The sequence below is a fragment of the Streptomyces sp. M92 genome (assembly GCF_028473745.1).
Taxonomy (GTDB): Bacteria; Actinomycetota; Actinomycetes; order Streptomycetales; family Streptomycetaceae; genus Streptomyces.
Genome location: NZ_CP101138.1, coordinates 53,117 through 78,645, shown reverse-complemented (window position 1 = coordinate 78,645; position 25,529 = coordinate 53,117). Strand labels below are relative to the sequence as shown.

The 25,529-nt window shown below is 68.5% G+C and carries 21 protein-coding genes, 1 pseudogene and 1 CRISPR repeat array; of the genes and pseudogenes, 14 read left to right on the top strand and 8 right to left on the bottom strand.

From position 1 onward, the window contains the following. Nucleotides 1-6: 6 nt before the first annotated feature. From M6G08_RS35730 to M6G08_RS35715, 4 genes are all read right to left on the bottom strand, one after another. The gene (locus M6G08_RS35730) at nt 7-849 is read right to left on the bottom strand and encodes an NB-ARC domain-containing protein (protein WP_272591548.1); all 843 of its coding nucleotides are present in this window, start codon (nt 847-849) and stop codon (nt 7-9) included. 214 nt (nt 850-1,063) lie between these two features. Further along, nucleotides 1,064-1,459: a peptidase inhibitor family I36 protein gene (locus tag M6G08_RS35725; RefSeq protein WP_272591600.1), complete on the bottom strand. Its 396-nt coding sequence runs from the start codon at nt 1,457-1,459 to the stop codon at nt 1,064-1,066. Between the two features lie 387 nt (nt 1,460-1,846). After that, nucleotides 1,847-3,985 carry a DUF6119 family protein gene (locus M6G08_RS35720; RefSeq protein WP_272591547.1) on the bottom strand — a complete coding sequence of 713 codons (2,139 nt, stop codon included), beginning with the start codon at nt 3,983-3,985 and terminating at the stop codon, nt 1,847-1,849. After that, nucleotides 3,967-4,674 carry an Rv1352/Rv1906c domain-containing protein gene (locus M6G08_RS35715; RefSeq protein WP_272591546.1) on the bottom strand — a complete coding sequence of 236 codons (708 nt, stop codon included), beginning with the start codon at nt 4,672-4,674 and terminating at the stop codon, nt 3,967-3,969. Before M6G08_RS35715 ends, M6G08_RS35720 begins: the two co-directional genes overlap by 19 nt. A 221-nt stretch (nt 4,675-4,895) precedes the next feature. On the opposite strand from M6G08_RS35715, the gene M6G08_RS35710 reads away from it, so the two are divergent. The 5 genes from M6G08_RS35710 (at nt 4,896) to M6G08_RS35690 (ending at nt 14,146) form a co-directional block, all read left to right on the top strand. Next, complete coding sequence (locus M6G08_RS35710) at nt 4,896-7,118, top strand: hypothetical protein (RefSeq protein WP_272591545.1); 2,223 nt, start codon at nt 4,896-4,898, stop codon at nt 7,116-7,118. Between the two features lie 48 nt (nt 7,119-7,166). Then, nucleotides 7,167-8,789, top strand: a complete 1,623-nt coding sequence (locus M6G08_RS35705) for a class I SAM-dependent DNA methyltransferase (protein WP_272591544.1) — start codon at nt 7,167-7,169, stop codon at nt 8,787-8,789. Continuing rightward, nucleotides 8,782-10,026, top strand: a complete 1,245-nt coding sequence (locus M6G08_RS35700) for a restriction endonuclease subunit S (protein WP_272591543.1) — start codon at nt 8,782-8,784, stop codon at nt 10,024-10,026. Before M6G08_RS35705 ends, M6G08_RS35700 begins: the two co-directional genes overlap by 8 nt. After that, nucleotides 10,023-13,301, top strand: a complete 3,279-nt coding sequence (locus M6G08_RS35695) for a type I restriction endonuclease subunit R (protein ID WP_272591542.1) — start codon at nt 10,023-10,025, stop codon at nt 13,299-13,301. The genes M6G08_RS35700 and M6G08_RS35695 overlap by 4 nt, the downstream gene beginning before the upstream one ends. Before the next feature lie 218 nt (nt 13,302-13,519). Continuing rightward, complete coding sequence (locus M6G08_RS35690) at nt 13,520-14,146, top strand: hypothetical protein (RefSeq protein ID WP_272591541.1); 627 nt, start codon at nt 13,520-13,522, stop codon at nt 14,144-14,146. Nucleotides 14,147-14,235: 89 nt separating this feature from the next. Here the strand turns inward: M6G08_RS35690 and M6G08_RS35685 are convergent, their stop codons facing one another. After that, the gene (locus M6G08_RS35685) at nt 14,236-15,324 is read right to left on the bottom strand and encodes a site-specific integrase (protein ID WP_272591540.1); all 1,089 of its coding nucleotides are present in this window, start codon (nt 15,322-15,324) and stop codon (nt 14,236-14,238) included. Between the two features lie 194 nt (nt 15,325-15,518). Here M6G08_RS35685 and M6G08_RS35680 point away from each other — a divergent pair, with 194 nt between their 5' ends. Next, nucleotides 15,519-15,953 (top strand): hypothetical protein, encoded by a 435-nt coding sequence (locus M6G08_RS35680; protein WP_272591539.1) that lies wholly within the window; start codon nt 15,519-15,521, stop codon nt 15,951-15,953. A gap of 115 nt (nt 15,954-16,068) precedes the next feature. Continuing rightward, nucleotides 16,069-16,458, top strand: coding sequence for a hypothetical protein (locus tag M6G08_RS35675; protein ID WP_272591538.1), 390 nt, complete (start codon nt 16,069-16,071; stop codon nt 16,456-16,458). Here the strand turns inward: M6G08_RS35675 and M6G08_RS35670 are convergent. Next, entirely contained in the window at nt 16,374-17,141 is a 768-nt protein-coding gene (locus tag M6G08_RS35670; RefSeq protein WP_272591537.1) for a class I SAM-dependent methyltransferase, read from the bottom strand. The genes M6G08_RS35675 and M6G08_RS35670 overlap by 85 nt on opposite strands. A 72-nt stretch (nt 17,142-17,213) precedes the next feature. Here M6G08_RS35670 and M6G08_RS35665 point away from each other — a divergent pair, with 72 nt between their 5' ends. Further along, nucleotides 17,214-18,146 carry an ATP-dependent DNA ligase gene (locus tag M6G08_RS35665; protein WP_443049031.1) on the top strand — a complete coding sequence of 311 codons (933 nt, stop codon included), beginning with the start codon at nt 17,214-17,216 and terminating at the stop codon, nt 18,144-18,146. Here the strand turns inward: M6G08_RS35665 and M6G08_RS35660 are convergent. Beyond that, nucleotides 18,127-18,489: pseudogene (locus M6G08_RS35660) on the bottom strand (Tn3 family transposase); the annotation flags it as partial. The gene M6G08_RS35665 and the pseudogene M6G08_RS35660 overlap by 20 nt on opposite strands. 83 nt (nt 18,490-18,572) lie before the next feature. Here M6G08_RS35660 and M6G08_RS35655 point away from each other — a divergent pair. From M6G08_RS35655 to M6G08_RS35630, 6 genes are all read left to right on the top strand, one after another. After that, on the top strand, nt 18,573-18,812 hold the full coding sequence (locus tag M6G08_RS35655) for an antitoxin MazE7 (protein ID WP_272591535.1): 240 nt from the start codon (nt 18,573-18,575) through the stop codon (nt 18,810-18,812). Between the two features lie 3 nt (nt 18,813-18,815). Further along, on the top strand, nt 18,816-19,202 hold the full coding sequence (locus M6G08_RS35650; protein ID WP_272591534.1) for a toxin Doc: 387 nt from the start codon (nt 18,816-18,818) through the stop codon (nt 19,200-19,202). Between the two features lie 706 nt (nt 19,203-19,908). Further along, nucleotides 19,909-20,829 carry a hypothetical protein gene (locus M6G08_RS35645; RefSeq protein ID WP_272591533.1) on the top strand — a complete coding sequence of 307 codons (921 nt, stop codon included), beginning with the start codon at nt 19,909-19,911 and terminating at the stop codon, nt 20,827-20,829. A gap of 150 nt (nt 20,830-20,979) precedes the next feature. Continuing rightward, a CRISPR array of direct repeats spans nt 20,980-21,618; the repeat unit is 29 nt; unit sequence GGGACCATCCCCGCGGGTGCGGGGAGCAG. A 670-nt stretch (nt 21,619-22,288) separates the two neighbouring features. Continuing rightward, nucleotides 22,289-23,290: a DUF6192 family protein gene (locus M6G08_RS35640; protein WP_272591532.1), complete on the top strand. Its 1,002-nt coding sequence runs from the start codon at nt 22,289-22,291 to the stop codon at nt 23,288-23,290. A gap of 2 nt (nt 23,291-23,292) precedes the next feature. Then, complete coding sequence (locus M6G08_RS35635) at nt 23,293-23,712, top strand: RacP protein (RefSeq protein ID WP_272591597.1); 420 nt, start codon at nt 23,293-23,295, stop codon at nt 23,710-23,712. Between the two features lie 69 nt (nt 23,713-23,781). Next, complete coding sequence (locus M6G08_RS35630) at nt 23,782-24,630, top strand: IS5 family transposase (protein ID WP_336299036.1); 849 nt, start codon at nt 23,782-23,784, stop codon at nt 24,628-24,630. A gap of 47 nt (nt 24,631-24,677) precedes the next feature. Here the strand turns inward: M6G08_RS35630 and M6G08_RS35625 are convergent, their stop codons facing one another. Continuing rightward, nucleotides 24,678-25,517 carry an aldo/keto reductase gene (locus M6G08_RS35625; protein WP_272591596.1) on the bottom strand — a complete coding sequence of 280 codons (840 nt, stop codon included), beginning with the start codon at nt 25,515-25,517 and terminating at the stop codon, nt 24,678-24,680. Nucleotides 25,518-25,529 lie beyond the last annotated feature (12 nt).

Here is a 25,529-nt window from a genome sequence, read left to right as displayed (position 1 = left end):
GGAGCGTCAGGTCCTCTCGTGCGTGGATCTTCCCGCCGACGATGCGCAGGGCCAGCGGAAGCCTGTCACAGAACTTAACGATGTCCAGGGCCGCGCCGGGTTCCGCGGCGACGCGCTCTCGGCCCGCATGGCGCTGAGGATGGCCAACGCCTGGTCCTCCGCGGGGAGTTCCACCTTCAGCGGGTGGCGCCTGGTGATGTTCCCTGCCGACAGGTTCCTTCTGCTCGTCACGAGGACCGAGCAGCCGGCCCCCACGGGCAGAAGCGGCTGGATCTGTTCCGTGCTGTGTGCGTTGTCGAGCACGATCAGCAGGCGCATGGCGTTCGTGAGGCTGCGGAAGCGGGTGGAGCGGTCGTCGACGTTGCGTGGGATGTCCTCCTGCGCTGTCCCCAGATTCCGGAGGAACACCTCCAGCACCTCCCCACTGTCACGTGGCGTGGCGGTGCCGCCTCTGAGGTCGACGTACAGCTGACCGTCGGGATAGTGCTCCTTGACGCGGTGCGCCGCGTGCAGGGCGAGTGCCGTCTTCCCAGTACCGGCCGCGCCGTGGACGACGGTCACGGCACACTGCCCGGCGGACGGGTCCGCGGGGAGTGTGCCGCTCGTCGGGGCCGGCACGTCCCGGAGCCGTTCGACGAGGCTGCTGCTGAGCGTCTCCCTCCCCACCAGCAACTGTTCCGGGGGGAGCTGGTGGCGCTCTTCCAGTCCGGCCCGTACCGACACGGCGAGGTCGTCCGCCGAGTGGCGGTACAGGAACGCTGTCAGGCCGGCCACGACCATGGCGGCGCCCCCGAAGGCACCGAGCGCCCACTTGCCCTTCAACTCACTGAAGATCAGGTCCCCGGTCATCCCGCCGACGGCCGCGACCGCTGTGGCACCCCCGAGCAGAAGCCGCCTGCGACGGGTCCGCACCTGAATCGACACCCTGTCCCCCCGGAGTGAATGTGGGCGGATGATGGCATGAATCTGCCGCCCGTGACGTGCGGAGGAACGGAAACGAGACAGCAGGTCCGCGCGCTCCTACGCACGCCACTCTCGTCGGCAACAGGGCAGCGGTCGACAGTCAGCGAAAGATGCGGATCGATGAGATCTTGTTGCTGGCGTTACCGAGATCGCTGCTTGCTGATCGTGCGCCAGCAGTGATGGAAGTCCCAGTGCACCTGGCCCCGTGGTAGAGCACAGCACGGTGGTAGGTGTTGTTGATGTACGACTCTGCCCTGTTGTCGAATCCCCATGTCGAGCCCAGGTTCTGACACCCGTATTCGCGGAACTTCAGCATCCTTCCTTCGAACCCCTTTTTGTCGAAGAGGCAGAGAGCAGGGTCCTCCACCGGGTGCGCAGCCGAGCGCGGGCACTCAGTGGACACAGCAGATGCGGCAGGGGCCACCGCCATGCCACCGGCGAGGAGGACGAGGGCCCCACCTCCGGAAACGAACGCCTGTGCCAGGCGCTTGTACATGTTGATCACGGTTTTCCCTTCCTGCTGGCTGATTTCCGAAGCCGCGCCAGAGCGGAAATTTCATCTGCACTGTGAAGCCGAGCCGGGCAGCGCCGGTCTTGTTGCACAGCCAGCCGATGTCCCTGCTGCTGAGCGTGAAGTGATCGACAACCTCGTTCAGGCCCAGCTTCCGCGCCATCCCGGCTGCCCGCCCCTTCACCGAACCGCTCCCCCGCTCGTAGGACCCAACGAGCCGTTTGCCGCAGGGGCAACGGGCACAGCGGACAAACTGGAGCTAGGCCAACGTGCAGGTATCGTGCTGGCACCCGGCCGGATGCCGAGCCCGGTCCGCGAAGCCTGCAGGCGTCGCCCACATACGGCCCTGGCCCGCGACATGCCCTCCCGTGATCAGCGAAGGATGGGGATCACTTCCACCTCGGCCTGCATGGCGCGCAGCCGCCGGGCCGCGTTCAGGAGCGACACCTGGGCAAAGGCGAAGAGGGAGTCGACGGTGATGTCCCGCCCCTCCTTGAGGAGGATGCCGAACACCACGCGGAGGCCACCGAGATCCTCCGGGACGCTGTGGCCTCCGGCTCGGGCGGCCACCTGCGCGCGAAACTTCTCACGCACCTCAAGGTCGGTACGGAGCGTCTCGACGGCGACCACCCCCTGGGCGAAGAGGTGGTTGAGGGACGCAGTCTGCGACGCCTTCTTCACACAGATCAGCTCGCCCCGGGGCCCGAGAACGTCACAGATCTCCAGGCCGCCGCCGTTGAACCTGTCGGTGACGACGGTCTTCTTGTCGAACAGCGTGTAGCCCGGCTGCTTGGCGACCTCTTCGTTGTACCAGGCCTCGTCGTGGGAATCCCGTCCCTTCGAGTCGCGTGCGCCCTTCGGCCACGCCGGCAGGGTCACCGTCCCCCTCCGCGCGAACAGCTCCCGCAGCTCCTCCTCCAGCGTCTCCAGGAACTCGGCGCCGACCTCGTACCACTTCCCCTGCCCGTAGAAGTAGCGGTGGGCCCCGACCGGAACGTCGGCGATGAGCCACTCGGAGCCCTTGGTGGAGGAGCTCGCGGGAGTCCGGCAGTCGTCGTCGGCGTACAGCGTGACGCGTACCTCTCCGAGCGCCTTCAACCGGTCGCCCGCGTCTTCGTCCCCGACGAACCTCAGCAGGGCGGCCAGGTTGAGGTCGGTCACCTCCTGGCGGCCGTGGTTCGGTCTGGTGAGCCGGAACGCCTGGGCGGAGCCGAACGCCTCCAGACAGGATTCCGGCACGCTGAGGGCGAGGCGCGGACTGTCCGGGTCCGCAAGCAGCCTCTCCAGGGCGCCCGTCGCCTCCTCCGCCTTGTGGCCGGAAGGGGCGAGGGTGCGGACACGGTCGACGAACCGCAGTTCGGGAAGGGATTCGGGACGTGCGCAGATCTCCTCGATCGCCCGCAGATCGCTGAGGAAGTCCTCGGGGCGGGTCGCCAGCGGCAGCTTGATCGTCGACGCCGCGCATTCCACCCTGACCTGGTGGGCCTTCCCGTCCCGTACGGACGTCAGGGGGATGCCGCTGACGGTGCCGCACAGGCGCCTGACGATGGCGCCGATCCGGTCGAGTCCGAAGCCGTCGATGCGCTCACCACGGGCGACCGAATACTCGTCGACCCGCCCCCGACCGTCCATGATCTGGTTGCGGACCTTGATGACGCCGTCCTCGTCGAGGCTGCGCGTGGCGAACTCCAGTCCGAAGTCGTCGTCGCGGTGGGAGGGGTCGAGCATGTGATGGCCCACGCCGTAGCTGAGGGCGTAGAAGCCGCGCTCGGTCCGCATCAGGATGAGACCGGCGGCGGAGTGGCTGCGTTCGCTGACCTCGAGGCCGGTGATGGCTTCGACCGCAGTGCACCAGTCGGCCCGCTCGCGGGGTACTCCCCCGGTGACCAGCACGCCTTCGATGCCCTCCGCAGTGAAGTCCCGCACCGTGTGGTCGGGGCTCTCGAGATAGCGGTTTCGGACCAGACCCCGAAGGTCGGCTACCTCTCCCTGGGGCACCTTGAGACGGTGGAGCGTCGACTTCCGGGTGGTGTGCTTGCGCTGCCGCGTGCTGCTCATGGCACAGCCCTTTCGAACGGGGGTAAGAGTGGGTGGCGCTCGGTCATGTGCGAGTTCCTCGGTGCCGCGGCCGAGTCCGTGGCAGTCGCCGAGCGTGAACTCGCGCCCGTCGGCGCGCAGTTCGTCCTCGGTCTGGGTGAGACCGCCGCGGTGGGACACCTCGACGGTGTGGAGCTTCGGGGCGGCGGGAGCCGTCGACCGTGAAGGAGTGCAGCCGGTCCCGGTCTTCTCGCCGGTCGAGAGGAAGCCGGTGGCGACCAGGGATCCGTCGGCGCCGGTGACGTTGACCTGGGTGCCGAGGCGGATGCCGGAGTAGCCGCCGGTGCTGGAGCAGGACGCCCCTCGTGCAGGCCCACGCCGACGTCGATGCCGAGCGTGCGGGGCGGGCCGCGCGTTCCGTGAGCGGGGCGGAGAGCCGGGGACGCGCGGAGGTGTCAGCCGGCCTTCTCCCATTTCTGACAGCCGTTGGTCTGGAAGTACTCGCCCTTGTTGAGGGTCACGCGGCCCTGGCCCTTGAGGTTGTCGTTGGCGATGATCGCGTCGAACTCTCCGGAGGCGTCCTTGAGCCGGGCCCAGTAGCAGTTGGGGATGATGCTGTCGTCCTGGGGCCCGGCGGTCTTGTACGTGCCGGCCTGGATGTCCTCGCCCACCAGGTACTGGCCGTCCCCGTCGAAGCTGGCCGGCGGGCCGGGCTTCTTCGTCGGCTTCGGCTTGGCGGTGACCGTCTCCTTGACCGTCTCGGTGACGGTGACCGCCGGCTCCGGCGCGTCCGCGCCCTTCCCGGCGGGTGCGGTCTCGGTGACGGTGACGGCCGGGACGGGCCCCGAGGCCTCCGCGGTGCCGTCGGCCTCTCCGCTGCCGCCTATCGCGGCACCGAAGATCAGCGCGACGACTGCCGTCGCCCCGTGAGTGAGACACGCCTTGCGGCGCGAGGGCCTGCCCCCGGTGGGCATGCCCTGGGCAGACGGCGGCGTGAACGCGGGCGGCTGCCCGGCCGCCGTGGGCATCGGGTGCGGGCCGCCGGCCCAGCCGGGCACGGGCCCGGTGTGCGGACCAGGGCCCTGACCGGAGCCCGGACGCGCGTTCGGGTCGGCGCCTCCGGGCTGCTGGGGAGCGGGCGGGAACGAGGGCGTGTCGGCCATGGTGGGACCTCCGTACGGAACGTGGTGCGGTGAGCGGACACCAACGGTGCACCTGATCCGATTCGGAGACTCTCGAACTATCTGGTAACCCCGGTTATCAGGCCGATCGAGAGCTCAATGTCCCCCTCGCTGTAATGTTCTGCCTGCCGTAGTAAGACCGGGCGATCCACCCGGGAGCGGCTACGAGGAACAGGTCCGACACAGAGGGGGGACGGGGCCGAGTGACCACCGCGCGCGAAGCCGTACCGCCCATCGTGCCCGAGACGCCGGCCTGGCGGATCACTTACGCCGAGATTGCCGCCCTCGCCCAGGTGCGGCGGCCTGTGCCCACCACCTGGAGCCGCCGACACCCGGACTTTCCCGCGCCCGTCGCCCACGTGGACGACCGGCCCCTGTTCGACGGCCGCGCGATCGTCGACTGGCTGACGTCGACCGGTCGCGGCAACACCGATGCCCGCCGTCTTCGCGCGGAGCTGGCCCTGTACACCCTCGCCGCCTGGCGTACGCCCGACCTGCCGGCTCCCGTCCTGGTAGGGGCGCTGACCGCGCTGATCTGCCTGCGCCAGCAGCTCGACGCGCCCGTCTCCGGCCAGGACTGGGCCGGATTGCTGGCCCGCGCCGCCGACCTGGACCCGGAGGACCAGTTCCTGCTGTCGGAGCTGCGCGCCGTACCCGGCGGTCCGGACGACCACACCGGCGGCTCCACGGGCTCTGCGGGGTCCACGAGCTCCGCGGACACCAGGGGCCCGGCCCTGGCCACCCTGGCCGACGAGCTGACCGAGGCCGCCTACACCCCCGCCGAGGCCTTCGACTGGGTACTGGAGGCCCGCAGACGCCTTGGCTCCCACGACCCGGCCGCCGACGAGCCCGCCCCGGCCGTGGTCCATGCGCTCGCCGCCCTGGCCGGGGTGGAAGACCTGAGCGAGGAATCCGTCCTCGCCACGCCGTACGCCCGCACCGGCGACCTACTCGCTGCCCTGCACACCCTGGCACCGGAGGGTTCCGGCCACACCTACCTCGCCTGCGATCCCGACCCGGACCGGGTCCGGCTCGTACGCCGCCGAATGCTGGTGCGCGGGGTGTACGAGTTCCAGCTCGACGTCACCGAGGGCGAGGAACTGGCCGCCTCCGTAGACGTATGGGGCGACCCCCACCTGCTGGTCTGCGTCCTGCCGTACGAGGCCGCAGAGGCCCGCGACCCCGTGACGGTACTGGACCGGATACAGGCACTCACCGACTATCTCGGCACCGGCTCCACGGCTGTCGTCCTCGGCCCCGCCGACGTCCTCGTGGGGCCCCTGCCCCGGCACGACGACGCCGATCGCCTGCGCCGTTCCTTCCTCAGCTCCGGTCTGCTCAAGGCCGCGATCGGCCTCCCCGAGGGCGTGCTCCCCTACCGCCCCGGCTACCGCAGCGCCGTGTGGGTCCTGTCCCGCACGACACAGGAGGAGCGCACAGGTCTCGTCCTCCTCGCCGATCTCTCCGCCCGCCCGCTGACCGAGCCGGTCCTCGACGCGCTCGCTGAGGACATCGCCATCTGGCGCGCCTCCGGCTGGCGCGGCGACCGCAGGCACGAGCCGCGCCACGCCGTGATCGTCCCCGCGAAGGACCTCGACGACCGGCCGGGCAGCCCCTTCACCCCGCAGCACCGCCCGCACGAGTCCCGCTACACGCGCGGTGTCATCGAGCGGCCGGCTCGGATCAGCGGCCTGGAGCGGCGCCTGATCGAGCTCCACGAGCACTCCTCGGCGAGCCACCGGGCCGATCTGCGCGCGGCGCTGCGCGTCCAGGCCGTGTTGCGCCCCGAGGACCAGCAGCCGCCCCAGCGCACCACTGTCCGGCGGCTGATCGAGCAGCGCCGGCTGCGCCGCCGCCCCGGCCACCGGATCGCCCCCGAGCACATCACGGCCGAGGGCCACTACACGGTGCTCACCCCTGAGGAGATCCTGGGCATCGCGCGCCCGGGCGGCCGCCGCATCGACCGCGGTTTACTGCTCACCGCGTACGACCACGCCGAGTTCACCGAGCCCGGCGACCTCGTCGTCACCGCGAACCCGCGCTTCGGCGTGCACCTCGACGAGGCCGGCCTGTCCGTGGTCGCGGCCCCGGCCCGCGTCCTGCGGGTACGGCCTGACGCCGATCCCCCGGTCTTCCCTCGGGTGCTGGCCGCGCTGCTGCGGGCGGCAGCCGCCGAGTACGCGCGCACCAGCGGGGCCGTACGGGCCTCCCGAGGCATCGAGGATCTCCTCGTCCCGGACCTGGGGCGGGAGGAGGCCGAGCGCTTCGACGCCCTGCTGGCCGAGGTCGAGGGCCGGGCGGCGCTCCTGCGGGAGCAGTGCGCGGCCCTCGACGACCTGGCCAGCACAGCAGCCGCCGGCGTGGCCGACGGCACGCTGACCTTCCAGGACCTTCCCGGTCCCGGGTCCAATGACCGAACCGCATGACCGACTGAACACCGACCGATTGATCGACCGAAGGAGACGTCCCACCCCATGCCTCCCGGCACAAAGAAAGCCACCGACCAGGCGGAGCTGTTCAGCGCCTCCACCGCCAAGGAGATCCAGGCGATTCTGTGGAGGGCCGCAGACAAGCTGCGCGGCTCCATCGACGCCGCGCAGTACAAGGAGTTCGTCCTCGGCCTGATCTTCCTGAAGTACGTCTCCGACGCCTTCGACGAGCGCCGCAACGAGCTGAAGAAGGAGCTCGCCGAGGACGGCATCGACGGGGAGCGCCTCGACGACTTCTTGGAGGACCGCGACGAGTACACCGGCGCCCACGTTTTCTGGGTCCCGGAGACCGCGCGGTGGTCGTGGATCGCCGCGAACGCCAAGAGCCAGGGCGTCGGCAAGCTCCTCGACGAGGCGATGGACGCGGTCATGGCGGAGAACGCCTCGTTGAAGGGCGTCCTGCCGAAGATCTTCAACCGCGACAACGTCGACCAGAAGCGCCTGGCCGAGCTCGTCGACCTCATCAGCGACGCCCGCTTCGGCGGCACCGAGGACAAGCCGGCGCAGGACGTGCTGGGCGAGGTGTACGAGTACTTCCTCGGGAACTTCGCACGGGCGGAGGGCAAGCGGGGTGGCGAGTTCTACACGCCGCAGTCGGTCGTCCGGCTGATCGTCGAGATCCTGGAGCCGTACGGGGGCCGGGTGTACGACCCGGCGTGCGGCTCGGGCGGCATGTTCGTCCAGGCCAGCAAGTTCATCGAGGCGCACCGGGGCCGCAGCCACAAGGCGGACATCGCGGTCTACGGCCAGGAGCTCAACGAGCGCACGTGGCGTCTGGCCAAGATGAACCTCGCCATCCACGGCATCGACGGCAACCTCGCCGCTCGCTGGGGCGACACCTTCGCCGACGACAAGCACCCGGACCTCAAGGCCGACTTCGTGATGGCCAATCCGCCCTTCAACATCAAGGACTGGGCACGGGACGAGGGCGACGCGCGGTGGAAGTACGGGGTGCCGCCGCGGAACAACGCCAACTACGCGTGGCTTCAGCACATGATCGCCAAGCTGGGCGAGCGGGGTACGGCCGGCATCGTCCTGGCCAACGGCTCGATGAGCTCCCAGTCGAGTGGCGAGGGCGAGATCCGTCAGGCTCTGGTCGAGGCGGACCTGGTGGCCTGCATGGTCGCGCTGCCGTCCCAGCTCTTCCGCACTACCCAGATTCCGGCGTGTCTGTGGTTCCTGGCCAAGGACAAGACCCCGCAGGGCGCGAAACGCCTGGAGGACCGGCGCGGCGAGATCCTCTTCATCGACGCCCGGGGCATGGGCGAGATGGTCGACCGGACCGAGCGGGTCTTGACGGGAGCGGATCTCGCGAAGATCGCCGGGACGTTTCATGCGTGGCGAGGTACGGCCTCGGCACGCGCGGAGGGGCTGACGTACGAGGACGAACCGGCGTTCTGCTTCTCAGCCGACTTGGAGACGGTGCGGAAGCACGGGTATGTGCTGGCGCCGGGACGGTATGTGGGTGCCGTCGAGACGGAGGAAGAAGATGCGGAAGCGGTGGCGAGAAGGATCGCCTCGCTAACGGAAGAACTGTTCGGGCTCTTCGAGGAGTCGGCTGGTCTGGAAAAGATGGTTCGGAAGCAGCTGGGGGGCCTAGGTGAATGACGTTCTTCTCGCAGACTCGCCCAGCGAGTGGCGACGCACGACGCTCGCGGCCGCGTGCTCTGATGGTGGAGGAATTCAGACCGGTCCTTTCGGCAGCCAACTGCACGCGTCTGACTATGTAGAGAAGGGCATCCCGAGCGTCATGCCGCAGGACCTCGGCGAGAATGTAATCCGCGAGGATGCAATTGCGCACATTACGCCTGCGGACGCCCAACGGCTGTCGAAGTACCTGCTGAGGAACGGTGACATCGTCTATTCACGCCGAGGCGACGTCACCAGACGTGCACTGGTACGCCTCGCCCAGGAGGGGTGGCTGTGCGGCACCGGTTGCCTTCGCGTCCGTCCAGGGGCGGGGGTGAATTCCCTCTTCCTATCCTACTACCTGGGTCACCCTGAGGTGCGTGACTGGATCACCCGTCACGCGGTCGGGGCGACTATGCCGAACCTCAATACCCAAATTCTCGGTGCAGTGCCGGTCGTTCTACCGGAGCCGAGGGAGCAGCAGGCGATCGCAGCCCTGCTCGGAGCGCTGGATGACAAGATCGCCGTCAATGAGCGCATCTCGGCCACATACGAGCAAATCCTCCGCTATAAGTACACCGTGATGGGTCTGTCCGACGAACCCGACAATGAACACGCTATTCCGGTCACGGACTTGATCACCTTCAATCCCAAGCTGACCAAGCCCTCCACCGATGAGCCGGTCTATGTAGACATGGCGGCATTGCAGACCGATAAAGCCAGCATCCCAAACTGGACGCGGAGGGCGCCCAAGTCCGGCCCACGGTTCATGAACGGCGACACCCTCATGGCACGCATCACCCCCTGCCTGGAAAACGGAAAGACCGGATATGTCAACTTCATGAAAGATGGCGAAGTGGGGCTCGGATCCACCGAATTTATCGTCATGCGATCCCGTGATGGGGTTCCTAGAGAACTCAGTTATTTCTTGGCGCGCGACAAAAGATTCCGCGCACACGCCATTCGTAATATGGCCGGCACTTCCGGACGTCAGCGGGTGAGCGCGACGGATGTGGCTAACTACTTCGTAAACCGGCCGAACGCTGAAGCCCTAGCGAATTTTGGTGAGGAAGCCGCGGCGGCATTCTCCCATGTTAAGTCACTGCAGAGTGAGAACCGGCTACTCGCCACTCTCCGCGACACCCTCCTCCCCCAGCTCATGTCCGGCCGGCTGCGCGTCAAGGACGCCGAGAAGATTGTCGAGGACCACGTATGACGAACGAGGACGACGGCAGAGAGAACCACCGCCCCCACGAGGCCGACTGGGAGCTCCTCGCCCTCGAGGAGCTCGCCGAGCTCGCCTGGGAACCCGCACCCGGCAACGCGTTCGCCCCCGGCTCCGACCACCGCAAGTCGTGGGACGACCTGATCCTCTACCCCGATCTCCGCGAGGCCGTCGAGCGGCTCAACCCCGGCCTCCCCCCGGACGCCGTCCGCGAGGCCGTCGCCACCGCCGCGACCCCGGCGTCGCAGGACACGTACGAGGAGAACCGCACCGCCCACGAGTACCTGACGACCGGCATCCGCTCCGTCACGTACACCGACGCCTTCGGTGCCGAGCACAACCCGACCATCCGCCTCGTCGACCTGGACGACTCCGACGCGAACGTCTACCGCGCGCTCAACCAGGTCACCGTCATCGACGGCGAGAAGAACCGCCGCTTCGACGTCGTCCTGTACGTCAACGGTCTGCCCCTCGCCGTGCTGGAGCTGAAGCGGGCCGGCGACGAGGACGCCACGCTCCAGACGGCGCACTCGCAGGTCGCCCGGTACGTCCAGGAGTTCCCGACCGCCTTCCGCTACAACGCGGTGGTCCTGCTCTCCGACGGCATCACCGCGAAGTACGGCACGCCCTTCACCCCGTACGAGCACTTCGCGCCGTGGAACACGGACGAGTTCGGCAACCGTGTCGACGTGCTCGAGGCCGAGGGCATATGGGACTCCGGTCAGAACCTCGCCCTGCACGGCCTGTTCACCCAGCCGCGCTTCCTCTCCCTCGTCCGGTCCTTCATCAACTTCGTCCCGTCGAAGCGGATGAAGCGGATCGCCAAGCCGCACCAGTTCTACGCGGTGACCCGCGCCGTCGAGGCCGTACGCGAGGCCGCGGCGAGCGACGGGAAGGCCGGCGTCGTCTGGCACACGCAGGGCTCGGGCAAGTCCGAGGAGATGGTGCTCACCACGACGATGGTGATGCGCGACCCGGCGCTGCTGAACCCGACGGTCGTGGTCATCACGGACCGCACCGACCTCGACGACCAGCTGTTCTCCACCTTCCTCGAGAGCGAAGTCCTCCCGGAAAGCCCGCACCAGGTGCAGACCCGGGCCGAGCTGCGCGAGAAGCTGGCGGCCAAGAACGTCGGCGGCATCCTCTTCACCACTCTGCAGAAGTTCGGCCGGACGAAGGAAGAGAAGGAGTCCGGCGCGGACCACCCGCTCCTCTCCGACCGGCGCAACATCGTGGTGGTCGTCGACGAGGCGCACCGCAGCCACTACGACTCCCTCGACGGCTACGCCCGCCACCTGCGCGACGCGCTCCCCCACGCCACCCTGCTCGCCTTCACCGGCACCCCGATCTCCGAAGCCGACCGCAACACCCGCGAGGTCTTCGGCGACAAGGGCGAGTACAACGGCTACATCGACGTCTACGACCTCAAGCGGGCCGCCGACGACGGGGCCACCGTCAAGGTCTTCCACGAGAGCCGGGTGATCTCGCTCGTCCTGGACAAGGACGTCGATCCCACGAAGATCGACGAGGAAGCCGACCGCATCACCGACGGCCTCGACGACACCGAGCGCCGCCGCGTCGAGCAGGCCGTCGCCACGATGAACGCGATGTACGGCACGCCCGCCCGCATTCGGGACCTCGCCGACGACCTGGTGAAGCACTGGGAGGCGCGGCGCGAGCGGATGCAGCCGTTCGTCGGCGTCTCGGAGAAGGGCGGTGCGGCCGGCAAGGCGATGGTCGTGTGCGCGACCCGGGAGATCTGCGTCCGCGTCTACGACGCCCTGCGCGAGCTGCGGCCCGAGTGGCACAGTGACGAGATCGACAAGGGCGCCATGAAGGTCGTCTTCTCCACGAACTCGCGGAAGGACCCCGACCACCTGCTCGCCCACTCCCTGAGCGACGGTCGGCGCAAGGCGGTCATCAACCGGGCGAAGGACCCCGACGACGAGCTGGAGCTGCTCATCGTCAACAACATGCTGCTGACCGGCTTCGACGCCCCGCCGGTCCACACGATGTACCTGGACCGGCCGCTCAAGGGCGCCAATCTGATGCAGGCGCTGGCCCGCGTCAACCGCCGCTTCCGTGCCAAGCAGGACGGCCTCCTCGTCGGGTACGCGCCACTGACGGAGAACCTCCAGCGGGCGATCGCCGAGTACACCGAGGCCGACCAGGAGGACCGCACGCTCGGCCAGGACCTCGACCGGGCGCTGGACGAGTTGCGCAACGAGTACGACGTGCTCTCCGACATCCTGCGCGGCTTCGGCTGGCGGGAACGGCTGGCCATGCCGGTGAGGACGGCGTTCATCGACGCCGCCATCCGGGCCGCCAACTACCTGCGGGACCCGCAGACTGCGGGCAACGACCCGGAGAAGCTGGACGATCCCCGGCAGACCCTCGGGCGCCGCTTCCGCGACCACGCCCACCGGCTGGAGCGCTTCTACGCGCTGTGCGGCAGCGCCACGAACATCGGCGAGCGGTTCCCGGACCACCCGGCCTGGCGGCGGGACATCCAGTTCTTCGTCGAGGTCCGCGCCTACATGGCGAAGTACGACGCGATGGACCGCGAGGCACGCGGCCTGCCAGTGGCCCGTGACGTCGAGCTGTACCTGGCTCAGCTGACCTCCTCGGTCGTCGAGACCAGCGGCGTGACCGACCTGTTCGCGGAGGCCGGCCTGGAGACCGCCGACCTGACGCAGCTCAACGACGCGCTCGTCGGCCGGCTGCTGAACAGCGAGACCCCGCACCTGGCGGCGGAGGCGCTACGACGACTCATCGAGAAGAAGATGCGCGAGGTGACACGGCACAACGTCGTGCGGCGCACGACCTTCTCCGAGCGGCTCCAGGACCTCATGGTCCGGTACATGCGGCAGCAGTACACGAGCGCGGAGCTCATCGCCAAGCTGATCGAGATGGCCAAGGAGGTCATGGAGGACAGCCGGCGCGGTGAGAAGTTCGACCCGCCGCTGGACTGGCGCGAGCTCGCCTTCTACGACGCGGTCGCCGACCACGGCACGGCGCGTTCGGTGATGGGCGACGAGGTGCTGGCCGGGATCGCCCGCGAGCTGGTCGCGGAGGTACGCAGCAAGCTCAAGCCGGACTGGATCGCCCGCGAGCCGGTCCGGGCCCGACTGCGCAGCGCCATCAAGCGCCTCCTGGCCCGCCGCAACTACCCGCCGGACCAGGCCCCGGAGGCCATCGACCTGGTGCTGAAGCAGATGGAGCACTTCGCCAACGAGTGGTCCACCACCAGCCTCCAGGACGACTGAGGCACGCGCTCCACGCACCCGTCGTCCACGCTTCGTCCCGGCACCGGCCCCTGTTGCTGGGACGAAGCCGTCTTCCTGCACGGCGAGTTCGACCAGATCACGTCCCTGAACGTTGGTCCCCTGCGCGGCCGCCGCAGCCGCCCGGTGATTGAGTGAGAACAAGTTCTGCAAGCCGAACCGGTGTTTCGACCGGGCCGTCAAGGCATGAGAGGTTGTCGATGTCCGACCATGACGATCAGTTGTCCTTCGATGACGTCAAGAACGAACCGGAACCGGAGGGATCAGACGACTACTGGCCGGTTCCTCTCGACGACGTCATCCAGGCATGGAAGTCGTCCACCGAGCACCTTCGCGCCACAGGCAGGCGGATCGAGGCTCTGGCTGAGGAACTGAACAAGGCGCTTACGTCTCACGATGCCCGGATGTTGGAGCGAACCGTCACCGCATTCCGAGAAATCGCCGAATGTACTCGCGAAAACGACTTCATGTCACTGTGCTTGGAGACTGTTGAGCTGCATCACCGAGGGACTGGGGTGCTCGATCCCGATCGCTCGGATACGCCACAAAAGTCATCTTTTGTTCGAGTGATCCCGCAGTGGGAAGTGACCCGCGCGGCAGAGGATCGAGAACTGCAGTCTCGCCATATCGAGGCGTACGAGACTCATCTCCGCCAGACTTTCGCCCACTTCCACGAAACCTGGACAGCGTTGGTCGACGGTGCCCTGATCTGCGACTTCGTCATGATCGAAGGCGAGTTTCCCAAGCTGGCCGACCTTGCCGGGGAGGCCCAGAAGGCGAGAAAGATGTGGATGGAAGCCATGCGGCCGTGGCTCAACCACCAGTGAGGAAGTGACGGCGTGGCACTGAGCCATGGTCCTCTTGAGTTGGCTCGGCATGGTCCTCAGCGGGCGGCCCCCTGGTCGCCGTCCGGTGGTCAGGTGAGGCCGGCGGTGGCGTTGTCCTCCCAGCCGTCGACCCGCTGGAAGTAGCCGTTCATGGAGCGGGAGTGCCGGGCCCATCCGCCCTGGTCGGCGATGGCCACGGCGTCCTTGCCCTTCTTGCGGGCGGTCGTGGCCAGGCCGATGCGGAGGGAGTGGCCGGTCCAGGCGAGCGGGATGCCGGCGCGGACGCTGATCCGCTTCACGGCCCGGGTGACGGAGTCGGGGACCATGCCGCCGGTGACGTTGCCATGTCGGTCGACGCCGACGAACGCGGGCGCGTCGGGCTGCGACCAGCGCGGCTCGGCGTCTGCGGCGAGGCGGGCCCGGTACGCCTTCCAGGCCTCCACCGGGCAGACCTCCGGGTCCTGTTGATAGTTGATCTTCGCATCGCGGACGCTGTGCTTGGTCTTGCCGGTGAGTACCGACACCACCAGGCCGTGCGGGGTGAGGACGACGTCCCCGGCGAGGAGACCGGCGGGGTCCTGTGCGCGCGAGGCGTAGTGGAAGCCGGTCAGGACGAGTGCCTTGTCCCGGGCCCCGGCGAGCGTGTCGGGGCAGGCCCTCGCCACCCGGTACAGGTCGGGGACCTCGGCCGCGGCGGCCTGGCCCCGGCCGCGCCGCTCCCCCGCTTTCAGCAGTTCCACGGCTGCCGCCTCCAGCGTCGTCCGCACCTGTGCCTGGTCGTCCCGGCCCACCTCCGCACCGCGGCCGCGCAGTTCGACTACGGCCCCGGCGAGGATCGTGCTCGCCGAGGAGGCGGCGTACCCTCTTCCGTCCACCCGGCCCCGATCCAGCAGCCACACGACGAACGCCACCAACGCACCGCGCGTGGCCTCCAGTTCGGGGAACCCCTGCGTCGCGCAGAACCGGGTCCAGACCTTCCACGCCTTCGCGTACGTGTCCGTCGTGTTGGCCGGTCGCAGTCGCCGCTGGACCTGGTCCGCGAAGTCCTCCGCGTCCGCGAGACGCCGAGCCACCTCCACGCCGTGACGCTCCGCCCACTGAACGACCAAGGGGGACCGCTCCGCCGGAACGGGAGTCGAGTCGGCCTCTCCTGACGGGTGCTCGGTGTCGGTGCTCAACACGCGCTCCCCCTCTCGGTCCTGACGTCGGATAAGGAGAGGTTATCCGAGGCGAGACGCACCGTGCCACCAGGCCACCCGAACGAGTGCATAATTCCGCCAACTTTCTCCCCGGTCTAGACGGGCGGACCCTCGGAGCGGCATCCTCCATGGAGCCCGGGAAGAACCGGGCAAGGATTCACCGGAAGGTCTCCATGAGAATCGTCATCGAGGGCGCGACCGAAGAGTTCGCCGAGAAGATCGTTGCGCTCGCCGCCCAGCACCACGCGGAGCTGTCCGTCACCACGGTCCGCCCCGGCTGGACCGTCGACCGTGCCGAGCGCTACCTCCGCTCCCTCCCCGCCGGCGGACGCCGGATGGCCGAGATGGTCATCGTGGACGGCGACGGCTACCTCGACGCCGACCACCTCCGCCGTGTCCTCGGCAAGCTCAACGGCCCGTCCAACGCACTGACCCGGGCCATGCCGCGGGGAGTCCGCAAGGGCTGGTGGCCGGAGGGCACCCCGGCACCCGTCACTCCCGTCTCCAACCCCGACAACCCGTCCTGGCACCAGAACATCGCGTACCGGATGGACAAGGAACTCGTCCCCGTCTTCCGCGAGGCACTCACCCGCATCGTTAATCCCTAGCAGGCATCCGACGACGACCAGGGGCATCGATGACCGGCTACGACATCACCCGGGACTCGGCGTACGCGTGCCTGCCTTCCTATCCCCCCGACAACTCCGTCCAGAAGAAGACGACATGACGTTATCGCCCGACGCGCTGACCACGGCGGACACGCTGTGGCAGCGCCTCATCGAGCACCAGCCCGCCGTGGTCGCCGCACTCGCCATGCAGGTCCGCGCGCTGCCCGAGGACTGGTCCCAGCGCGTTCTCGGCGTGGCCCGGCCACACGCCGCGCTGGAGCTGCCCGCCACCGATGACGTGCCCATGGAGATCGAGCCGTACGACGCCGCCGACTGGGAGAACTGCCCGGCGTGCGGCGAACTTGACCGGCCGTGCCGCTACCACGAGGGCCGGCGGGCTGACATGACCAGATGTCGTGATCAATCCTCGTGGCGCCGACGCGCGAGATGGACGGTGATGTCGGCGACCATCTCGACTCTGTCCGGCAGTACCTGCTCGATCTGACTCAAGGCGTGCTCTCGCTCCGCGATCGGCAAGACGAGATAGGCCGAGATGGTGGAGAGATGCCCCACGTAGTCGCGAGCGCTCATCGTCACGCGCCGTTCGATCACGGACTGCTGAACGCCGGTGAACCAGTCAGACCGTTGCAACTCTGTACCCGGCCACTGCATCTCATGATCCGGAGGCGTCCCGTCAGGCGACGCAACCTCGTCACTCTCCAAGAACGGTGCTCGCGCCGCGCGGACAGCTTCCTCTACAGCCGGGTCAGCCAGTCGAAATGGCCCCCCGCATGAGGCGAATACGCCGCCCGGTTCCAGCAGCGTGGCGATGCGCGACCACCGGCCCTCCGGTTTCGTCCAATGCAGCGCTGCTGCCGCATAGACGAGTCCGTACCGATTGCCCGGTTGCAAGTCCTCGAACGCAGCCTGCACCGTTCCGACGTTCGTCGGCACGCGCTTGCGCAGCTCGGCGAGCATGGATCCGTCAGGATCAGTCGCGGTGACTATGACCCCTCGTTGAGCGAACAGGCGGGTTGCCTTGCCTGTCCCAGCTCCGATCTCGAGTGCGGTCCGAACCGGGTAGCCCGCGTATGCCATCACCATGTCGAACAGCTCTACGGGGTACCCCGGCCGGAACCGTTCGTATGCTCCCGCCACCACCCCGAAACTCAGCGCGCGACCAGACATGCCCAGCATCCTGACACGAGCGGCCCCTGCGGTGTTTGATCATTTTGGGGCCGAGACACGAGCTGATGTCTCATGAGACACGTCAAATTTTGGAGAAGGACGGATGGCGGGTACTTCTGTCCTGGGGCGCCGGGGGCCTGGCGCTGCGCTCCTGCCAGGGAACGGCCTTCGCCAATTCCTTCCCCGAGCTGTGTGTCGGCGCCTCGCAGCTCCCGGACGCGACCGCTCTCGATGGGGAGGTGTCGTATGGGGCAGGACGACAGGCTCGCCTTCGAGCGGCTCCAGGGACGGTTGCAGCGGCGCGGAGCTAGCGCGAACCGGCTCGCCGCCGAGTATCCCGCCCACCTCGTCGCCTTCGACCTGCTGCGCCTGGCGGGCACCGACACCACCGGGTGGACGTACAGGCGACGCCGGGCCGCCCTGGAAGCCCTCTTCGCTGAGCACCGGCTCACCGCACCGTGGGCGTTGTGCCCGTCGACCACCGACCCGGACACCGTGCGCGAGTGGCTGGGCACCTGGACGGCCGTCGGTCTCGAAGGGGTGATTTCCAAGAGGTTGGAAGGCGTCTACGAGCCGTCCGTGCGTGGGTGGCACAAGCACAAGGTCAGGGTGACCGAGGACGCCGTAGTGGGGGCGTACACGGGCCCGGCGGCTGGCACGCTGCTGCTGGGGCGATACGACACGGCCGGGCGCCTGCGCTACGTCGGACGCAGCACGCCGCTTCCGCAGGCCTCGGGCCGGTCGGTCGCCAGGTTCCTCACCTCGGCTGGGGACCAGCGTCCCTGGGCAGGGTGGTCGTTCTCTGCCGGGTGGGGGTCACGCGAAAGTCTGCACGTCACGCTGGTCACCCCGGAGCTTGTGGTGGAGGTCGGTGTCGACGTCGCCCGGGACGGTGCCGGGCGGTGGCGTCACCCGGCGCGCTGGCACCGGATGCGCCCGGAGCTGTCGCCCGCCGATACCCCGCTTCGAGCCGGGGCTGAAACGCTAGGTTGGCCTGGCTCTTGATCTGCCGCCGGTAGCCGGGCTCGTCGACCAAGCGCAGGATGTGCAGAGTCTTGGAGATCCGCTCGTAGTGGGCGATCGCGTCGCCGAGCGGGGTGGGGCGGCCGTCGCGGGACAGCATCCCGATCACGTCGTACGCGCGCACGGCGCCGGTGTGGATGGAGCCGATGATCCAAAGGTTGTCCTCCCAGTGGCGTTCGATCCTGGCGAGGTCGATCCGACCGCGGGCCGCGTCCTGGAAGGCGCCGTAGCCGGCGGCGCGGTCGATGCGCCACATCTTCTGATCCGGCAGGTCAGCGAGATGCGGCGCGTACGCGAATCCCGCCAGGGTAAGCAGCCCGAAGATAGAAGCGATCAGGAAACCCGCTGCTCAGTGCAGTGTCCTCAGGTCGCTGGCCTGGACGTGGTCTCACGCGGCATACTCGACGCATGGCTGGCATCGAGATCGACGACACCACCGCGGACGCGCTGCGGGCCCTAGCCGACGCGGCGGGACTGCCGCTGGACGCCTACCTCGCGCAGGTCGCCGAGGAGAAGCGGCGCGAGCGCGCGCTGGCCGAGGGCGCGGAAATCTTCCGGCAGGTGACCAGCGACCCGGAAACGGTCGCTGCGTTCGACGCCGAGTACGGTGGCTCTGCGCCGGCCCGGACCGCCCCGCGGGCGGCCTGACCTGTGCCTGCCGAGTACTACGTCGACTACCGGTGGTTCCTCGAACGCCAGGCTGAGCTGCTGGACGATCTCGCCGTCAACGACTACTCCGTCTTCGTCGGCCTGGCCGCCCGGCACAAGGTCGACCCGCCCCGTCACGACCAGCACAACCCAGACGCCTTCTGGCGTGCGGCAGTAATGCTGGAGGAGTGCGTCGTGCTCCGGCCGCTGCCCGCCCGCAACGAGCTGTACGGCTTCGGCGTGGCCGTGGCGTACCTCGGAATGCACGGGGAGCGGGTGAACACCAAGTTCGAAGCCTGGCGGGACCTCATCGCCGACATCACCGCCCTGCGGCTCGACTCGTTCGCCGTCGCCGAACGGCTGCGCTCACTGCGCCTGCCGACGGCCTGACCTCGCTGTCCGCCACATCCGGGGCCGCGGGTGCGGAAAGCCGCTGGCCGCGTTGCAGCCCGGCAGCCCTTCCCCGCCGGAAGCACGCCGGCCCAGAGTTCCCCACACCTACCGGCAGTGGCTAGCTCCGTAGAGCGGAATGTTCAGGTCAGTAGGAATAGCGAGTCCAGTCCTGGCCCGGAACTTAGACCTCGTGGCCGTACGACTTGGCGACGTACCCGAAATTGCCGCTGCAGTCGGCCTTGCTGCTGCCCGTTCCGGTAGTGGCTGATCCGTATGCGGTGAATTAGCCGCCTGACTCTTTCACGGAGAGCAACCATGTCGCCCGATATTGTCTGGCTCGTGCTTGGGCCGGCCAGGAGCAAATCGCTCGGACGGGCACGTCCCCGCCAGGCGACACCGGCCCGCGGCACGGGCAGGAAGACAGCGAGTGCAGTTCGTTCGGGACCACGCAACCGCCCCGGACGATGACGGCGCCGTCGGCAGCGGGCGGTACGGCGGCGTGCTCCGCGCGGGTGCGGTCTTGCGAACCGGTGCCCGAGTGGAGCGCCCTCCGTACGGGGCGCGTGCAAGCAGTGAACGGCAGGCGCCAGCCCCGGTAGGCTGCATAGCAATTATGAGCAGTATTCACTACGACCTCAGAGCGTTCACTGATCCCTTACCGAACGGGCTACGGAGCCCGGACAGCGGCAATCACCCTGTCGGTATGGCGCAGTTGGTGTGGGCCGCGGTCACGATCGGGACGACTCCGTTCGGTCCCCGTCTGCGCGCCGGACAGGCCCTGGAACTCCAGTGGCGGTCGGCCATGATGCGGGCCGCGATTGAACCTGTGAGCGGCATCTACTCGCGGAGCACGTCGTACAACCGACTCGATCCCGCCGAGAAGGGTGCCGTCAGCTTCTTCCTGGGCCAGGCGCAGGCCAAGGTCTTCGCGCACGACTTCTTCGGCGTCAGCCGCTTCGTGCACCTGGACGCATACCTGGCCCACCTGGGCGCACAGCGCAGCCGGACCCGTCCAGACTTCATCGGATTCCATGGCCGACAGGTGGCCATCGCCACCGAGGTCAAGGGTCGCTCGAACGGGTACACCGACAAGCTTGTCACGGATGCCAAGAAGCAGGCCTGCAACCTCCCACAGATCGTCGGGCACCCCACCTCAGCGACGTACGCGCACGTGGCCCACTTCTCTCGTGGTGAGTGGCGCGCGCACCTGGAGGACCCACCCCACCAACGCCGAGCAGCGGGCGTCGATCCGGCGATGCTGACAGTCGCCTACTACCTGCCTGTCGTACGCGCCATCCGGAGTCGAGCCCCGGACAATCGCCGCTTCGCGGGAGAAGACGCCCCCTACCTCGCTGCCTACTTCGCCGAAGCCGACTTCACGGTGTCGGTGCGGGCGGACATCGCGGAGCGCGTGCCCGTGGACGATGACAGCTGGTCAGAAGCCCGGCCGTCGAGGGCGTCAGCGCTGTACGAGTGGGTGCTTCGGCTCGATGAGGCAGGGCCCGAAGCGTTCGGGCGGCAGAGCGCGCTCGAAGAGGACGACTTCCATTTCCTCGGTCGTGACGGGGTGCTCGTCGAGCTGGGCTCCAGCTGGCGTCAGTGGAACGAAAGAGCTCTCGGGTAGCCACTCGTGCTGGTGTCGTCGTTCATCCTTCAAAACAGTGGTTGCAGGCCTGAGCCGCTGCCAACGCGACGGTCAATCAACCCTACCCGAAGCCATCCCCGCGACTACGGGAGCAGTTCTGGAACCCGGCCTTTCGTGAACCATCTTCTTGGGACCACCCCCGCGGGTGCGGGGAGCAGCCGGGGGCGAGTAGTCAGCGCGTGGTATCCGGGGGACCGTCCCCGCGGGTGCGGGGAGCAGATGACGGCCTCGGCCAGGCGCGGCGGCATCGCGGGACCATCCCCGCGGGTGCGGGGAGCAGAGTGCGGTGTAGAGGCCGCCGACCCGGTCCGGGGGACCATCCCCGCGGGTGCGGGGAGCAGTCCAGGCGGCCGTCTACCTGTACCTGGGGCTCGGGACCATCCCCGCGGGTGCGGGGAGCAGCTCGTTCAGCTCGTCGACCAGCTCCAGCACGAGGGACCATCCCCGCGGGTGCGGGGAGCAGTTCGTCTACTGACGGCCGGGGCAGCGCGCGACGGGACCATCCCCGCGGGTGCGGGGAGCAGGAATGGCTGTCGGCGACGTGGACCGACATCGTGGGACCATCCCCGCGGGTGCGGGGAGCAGGAGGATCTCGACGACTTCCCGATGCCGCAGCCGGGACCATCCCCGCGGGTGCGGGGAGCAGGGCGGTGTCGTCGGTCCCGAGAAGGTCGAGCTGGGACCATCCCCGCGGGTGCGGGGAGCAGCACGGGGGGTTGCACCAACTGTTGCGCCATCTGGGACCATCCCCGCGGGTGCGGGGAGCAGACTGCTTGACCTGCGTCTTTATGACTGCAGGGACGCGGTTTCAGTGACTTTTGCAGATTCCGACAAATAGGGCATGGGTAGCTCCGTAGCTACTTGGCGGGTCAGCCGCTCATGCTACGTCTCGAAGTGCCTTCTTCCTGAGTGCGTGTTTCTGATCCCGGGTTCTGAGTAGCCTTGGGTTCTACGCTGGCGTGGTGTCCGAGGGCACCGGGCGGGCCGGGGAGAGGAACTGTCGGGCTTGTGGTGACCGGCTGAGGCCGGGCTCGCGGCCTGACGCCTTGTTCTGTTCCGCGGCATGCCGTGCCAGGCAGTGGCGTACGGACCGGCGGTTGCGCAAGCTCACGGCTGCGGTGCTGGGCGGTGCGGGCGAGGTCGAGTGTCCCGAGTGCGGGGCCCGGTGGGTGGCCGGCGTCGACCGGCGGTCGAACGCCGTGTACTGCTCGCGCCGGTGTGTGGTGAGGGCCTGGCGACGCCGGAAGGAAACGTTTGGCGAACGGGCGCAGTGACCCTATCGCGAACGCATCCAGGGTCCAACTTCGCTCAGAATTCGGTCACTTGCGGTCAATCGTTGTGATTAGTGGATTTACGGTCTGACTCTCGGTGATGAGCGGGCCGTGTCCACGTCACGGACGTCAGCTCCGTGCTGCGGCCCGCATGGGTGGTGAAACCCATGCCGGAGGAGATCGACAAGGTCGGAAGCGTCAGTCAGTCCCGTTACGAGCAGATCGTGTCCGAGCTGCGGGACGTGGTGGAACAGCAGACGCGCGGGCAGTTCACGATCGGGGACCGCGCCCTGGAGATCGAGCCGATGAGGGAGCCGGGCGGCCACCACGCGGTGGACCCGGAGTGGTCGGTGACCACGACGCTCACACGGCTGGCCGAGGACATCGGCCTGAAGTTCAGCACGGTGAAGTCGGCGAGGTGGACGTCCTCGCGCTGGCCGGCCGACCGCCGGCAGAGGGGCGTCTCCTACACCGTTCACCGGATCCTGGCATACATCGAGGACGACCAGGAGCGGTTCGCCGCGATCCTCACGCCGCCCGGGGGCAAGGCCCGGTGGACGCCGGACGACGCCAGCCGTCGGGTCGGCAACCGGGTCGAGACGCCGGTGACGCCGAGGGAGAAGATCACCGCGATTCACACGCTGGCCCAGGACGATCAGGTGGCTGCTGCGGTGACCAGCGACTTCCTGATGCGGCCCGAGGTGACGGCCAAGGTGACCACGGTGGACAAGGCCCGGGTGGTGGAGGAGTTCACCCGCGACGAGCACGTGGCCACCACGGCGGCCACGAACCTGCTGCGCAGGCCGGACGTCGCGTTCAAGGCGATGAGCGACGACCACGCTCGCTTCCAGGTCAACCATGCCCAGGTCGAGCGGTCCCGGCAAGCCCGCGACCACTTCGAGGACACCAGCCCGGTCGCGCCGGCGGTGAGGAAGATCGACCGGACGGTGGAGTTCCTGGACCTCGTCACTGCCTGCCACTCCTTCGTCGCCGCGGCCGGCCGGGCCGTTCCCGGCCTGCGCGACCGTACTCTCGGCGAGGACGAACGCACGATCGTGCACGAGAACGTCGCGAAGGTACGGGCGACGCTGGACTGGATCGAGACCGCGGTCGACACGGGCAAGGTCGACATGGACGACGAGCTCGCCCGCATGCTGCGGGGCGAGTAGTCGTGCCCCGCGCTTCACGGCGCCGGGGCGAGGTCGCCCAGCGGCATGCGGACACCCTGCGGTTCGTGTTGTTCGAGGCCAGACCAGCGGGGCTGCTGTTTCCCCAGTTGACCCGCGCGAGTGGGCTGTCCCCCAGCCAGGTCCGGTCAGGGCTGGCGGCCCTGCGGGACATCATCGCCGAAAACGGCTGGCCACCGCTCATCTGGACCAGGGCCGACGGCTACCAGCTCGGCGCCGAACGGGCCGCGCTGGAGGCATACGAACGGGCCGTGCTCACCGAGAAGCTCACCGAGTTCCGCCGGTTCATCACCGGCACCGTCGCCCCTCACGCCGCCGCCCACCCGGGCGACAAGTGGGTACGCCACATCGTCGCCCAGCTCAACTCCATCGAATCCACCCTCGACCTCGTCGTCTCTGCCTGACCACCACCGGGGGCACCCGGCCGGAGGCCGGGCGCCCCTCCCCATCCGATCTGGAGGGAAGCCGCAGTCATGCGTCAGCGTCGCTATCCCTCCGACACCACGAACGCCGAATGGGACCTGCTCGAACCGCTGCTGCCGGAGCCGGCCTGCGAGACCAGCCGCGGCGGCCGGCCCGAGAAGCATCCCCGGCGGGAGATCGTCGACGCGATCCGATACGTGGTCGACACCGGATGCAAATGGCGGGCCCTGCCTGCGGACTTCCCGCCTTGGAGGACGGTTTGGGGGTTCATGGCGCGCTGGGCCGCTGCCGGGGTGATCGGACAGATCCGCGATCACCTGTCCGGCCGGATCCGCCGCGAGATGGGCAAAGGCCCCCGAGCGGTCGCCACCGTGATCGACTCGCAGAGCGTCAAGGCCGCGGAGACCGTCTCGAAGGCCACCCGCGGCTACGACGCAGGCAAGAAGATCAACGGCCGCAAGCGCCACCTGGTCGTGGACACCCGCGGCCTGCCCCTCATGGTCATGGTCACTCCCGCTGACCTGCACGACGCCGCCGCCGCGAAGGAAGTCCTCTTCCGCCTGCGTCTGATGCACCCCGAGATCACGATCGTCTGGGCCGACTCCGCCTACGCCGGCAAGCTCGTCGACTGGGCCAAACGACACCTCAACCTCACCATCAAACCGGTCAGCCGCCCCAAGGACGCCTCCGGCTTCGTCGTACTTCCCCGCCGCTGGGTCGTCGAACGCAGCCTTGCGTGGATGATGCACGCCCGCCGCCACGCCAGGGACTACGAACGGCTCATCCAGCACTCCGAAACCCTGATCACCTGGGCCGCCATCACCCTCATGACCAGACGCCTCGCCCGGAAAGGCGCTACCCCCAGCTGGCCGAGGAAACCGGCGTCGGCCGGCACCTGAGCTCAAAGGCCCAGGCCACGGACGCCCGCCGGGCGTCGAGCGGAGCACTATGCCACTTCGGGCAGACGGTCGAGGCGATCGCGGTGCACCGGGGGCATTTCGAGACGCTCCGCAACGAGGTTCTCCTCCAGGTGATCGATCCGGGCGGTGCCAGGGATTGGGAGGATGACGGGTGAGTGGCCGAGGAGCCAGGCGAGCGCGACCTGCGTGGGGGTGGCATCGAGATCGGCCGCCACGGAGGCGACCTCGGCCTTCGCCCCTGACTTGCCCCAGGCGACGGGGCGCCACGGCAGGAACGCGATTCCTGCCGCTTCGCAAGCCGTGAGCACGGGCTCGTGCTCACGGTCGAGCAGGTTGTATCGGTTCTGCACGCTCGCGACGTCGACGATCTCCCGTGTCTGGTTGAGTTCGTCGACGGTGACCTCGGACAGCCCGATCCGGCCGATCTTGCCCTCGGCCTGCAGGTCCCGCAGCGTGCCGGCCTGGTCGGCGAGCGGCGTTTCGGGGTCGATGCGGTGGAGTTGAAGAAGCTCGATCCGCTCGACACGCAGTCGGCGGAGCGCCTGCTCGACCTGCTCCCGCAGTACGGCCGGCCGCCCGTCGAGCTTCCACTCGCCTGAGGAGTCCGATCGAGCAACGCCAACCTTGGTGGTGATCACCAGTCCATCCGGATACGGGTGCAGGGCCTCAGCCAAGAGTTCCTCATTGGCTCCCCCGCCATAGAGATACGCGGTGTCGATCAGCGTGACACCCAGATCGACGGCCCGCCGGGCGACCGCGAGAGAGGTCTCGCGGGCCGGACCCGGTTCCGTCGGCAAGTGCATGGCCCCGAACCCCAGCCGTCGTACTTTCAGATCCCCGCCGATACAAAATGCAGTCGATGTCACGTGCCGCCTTCT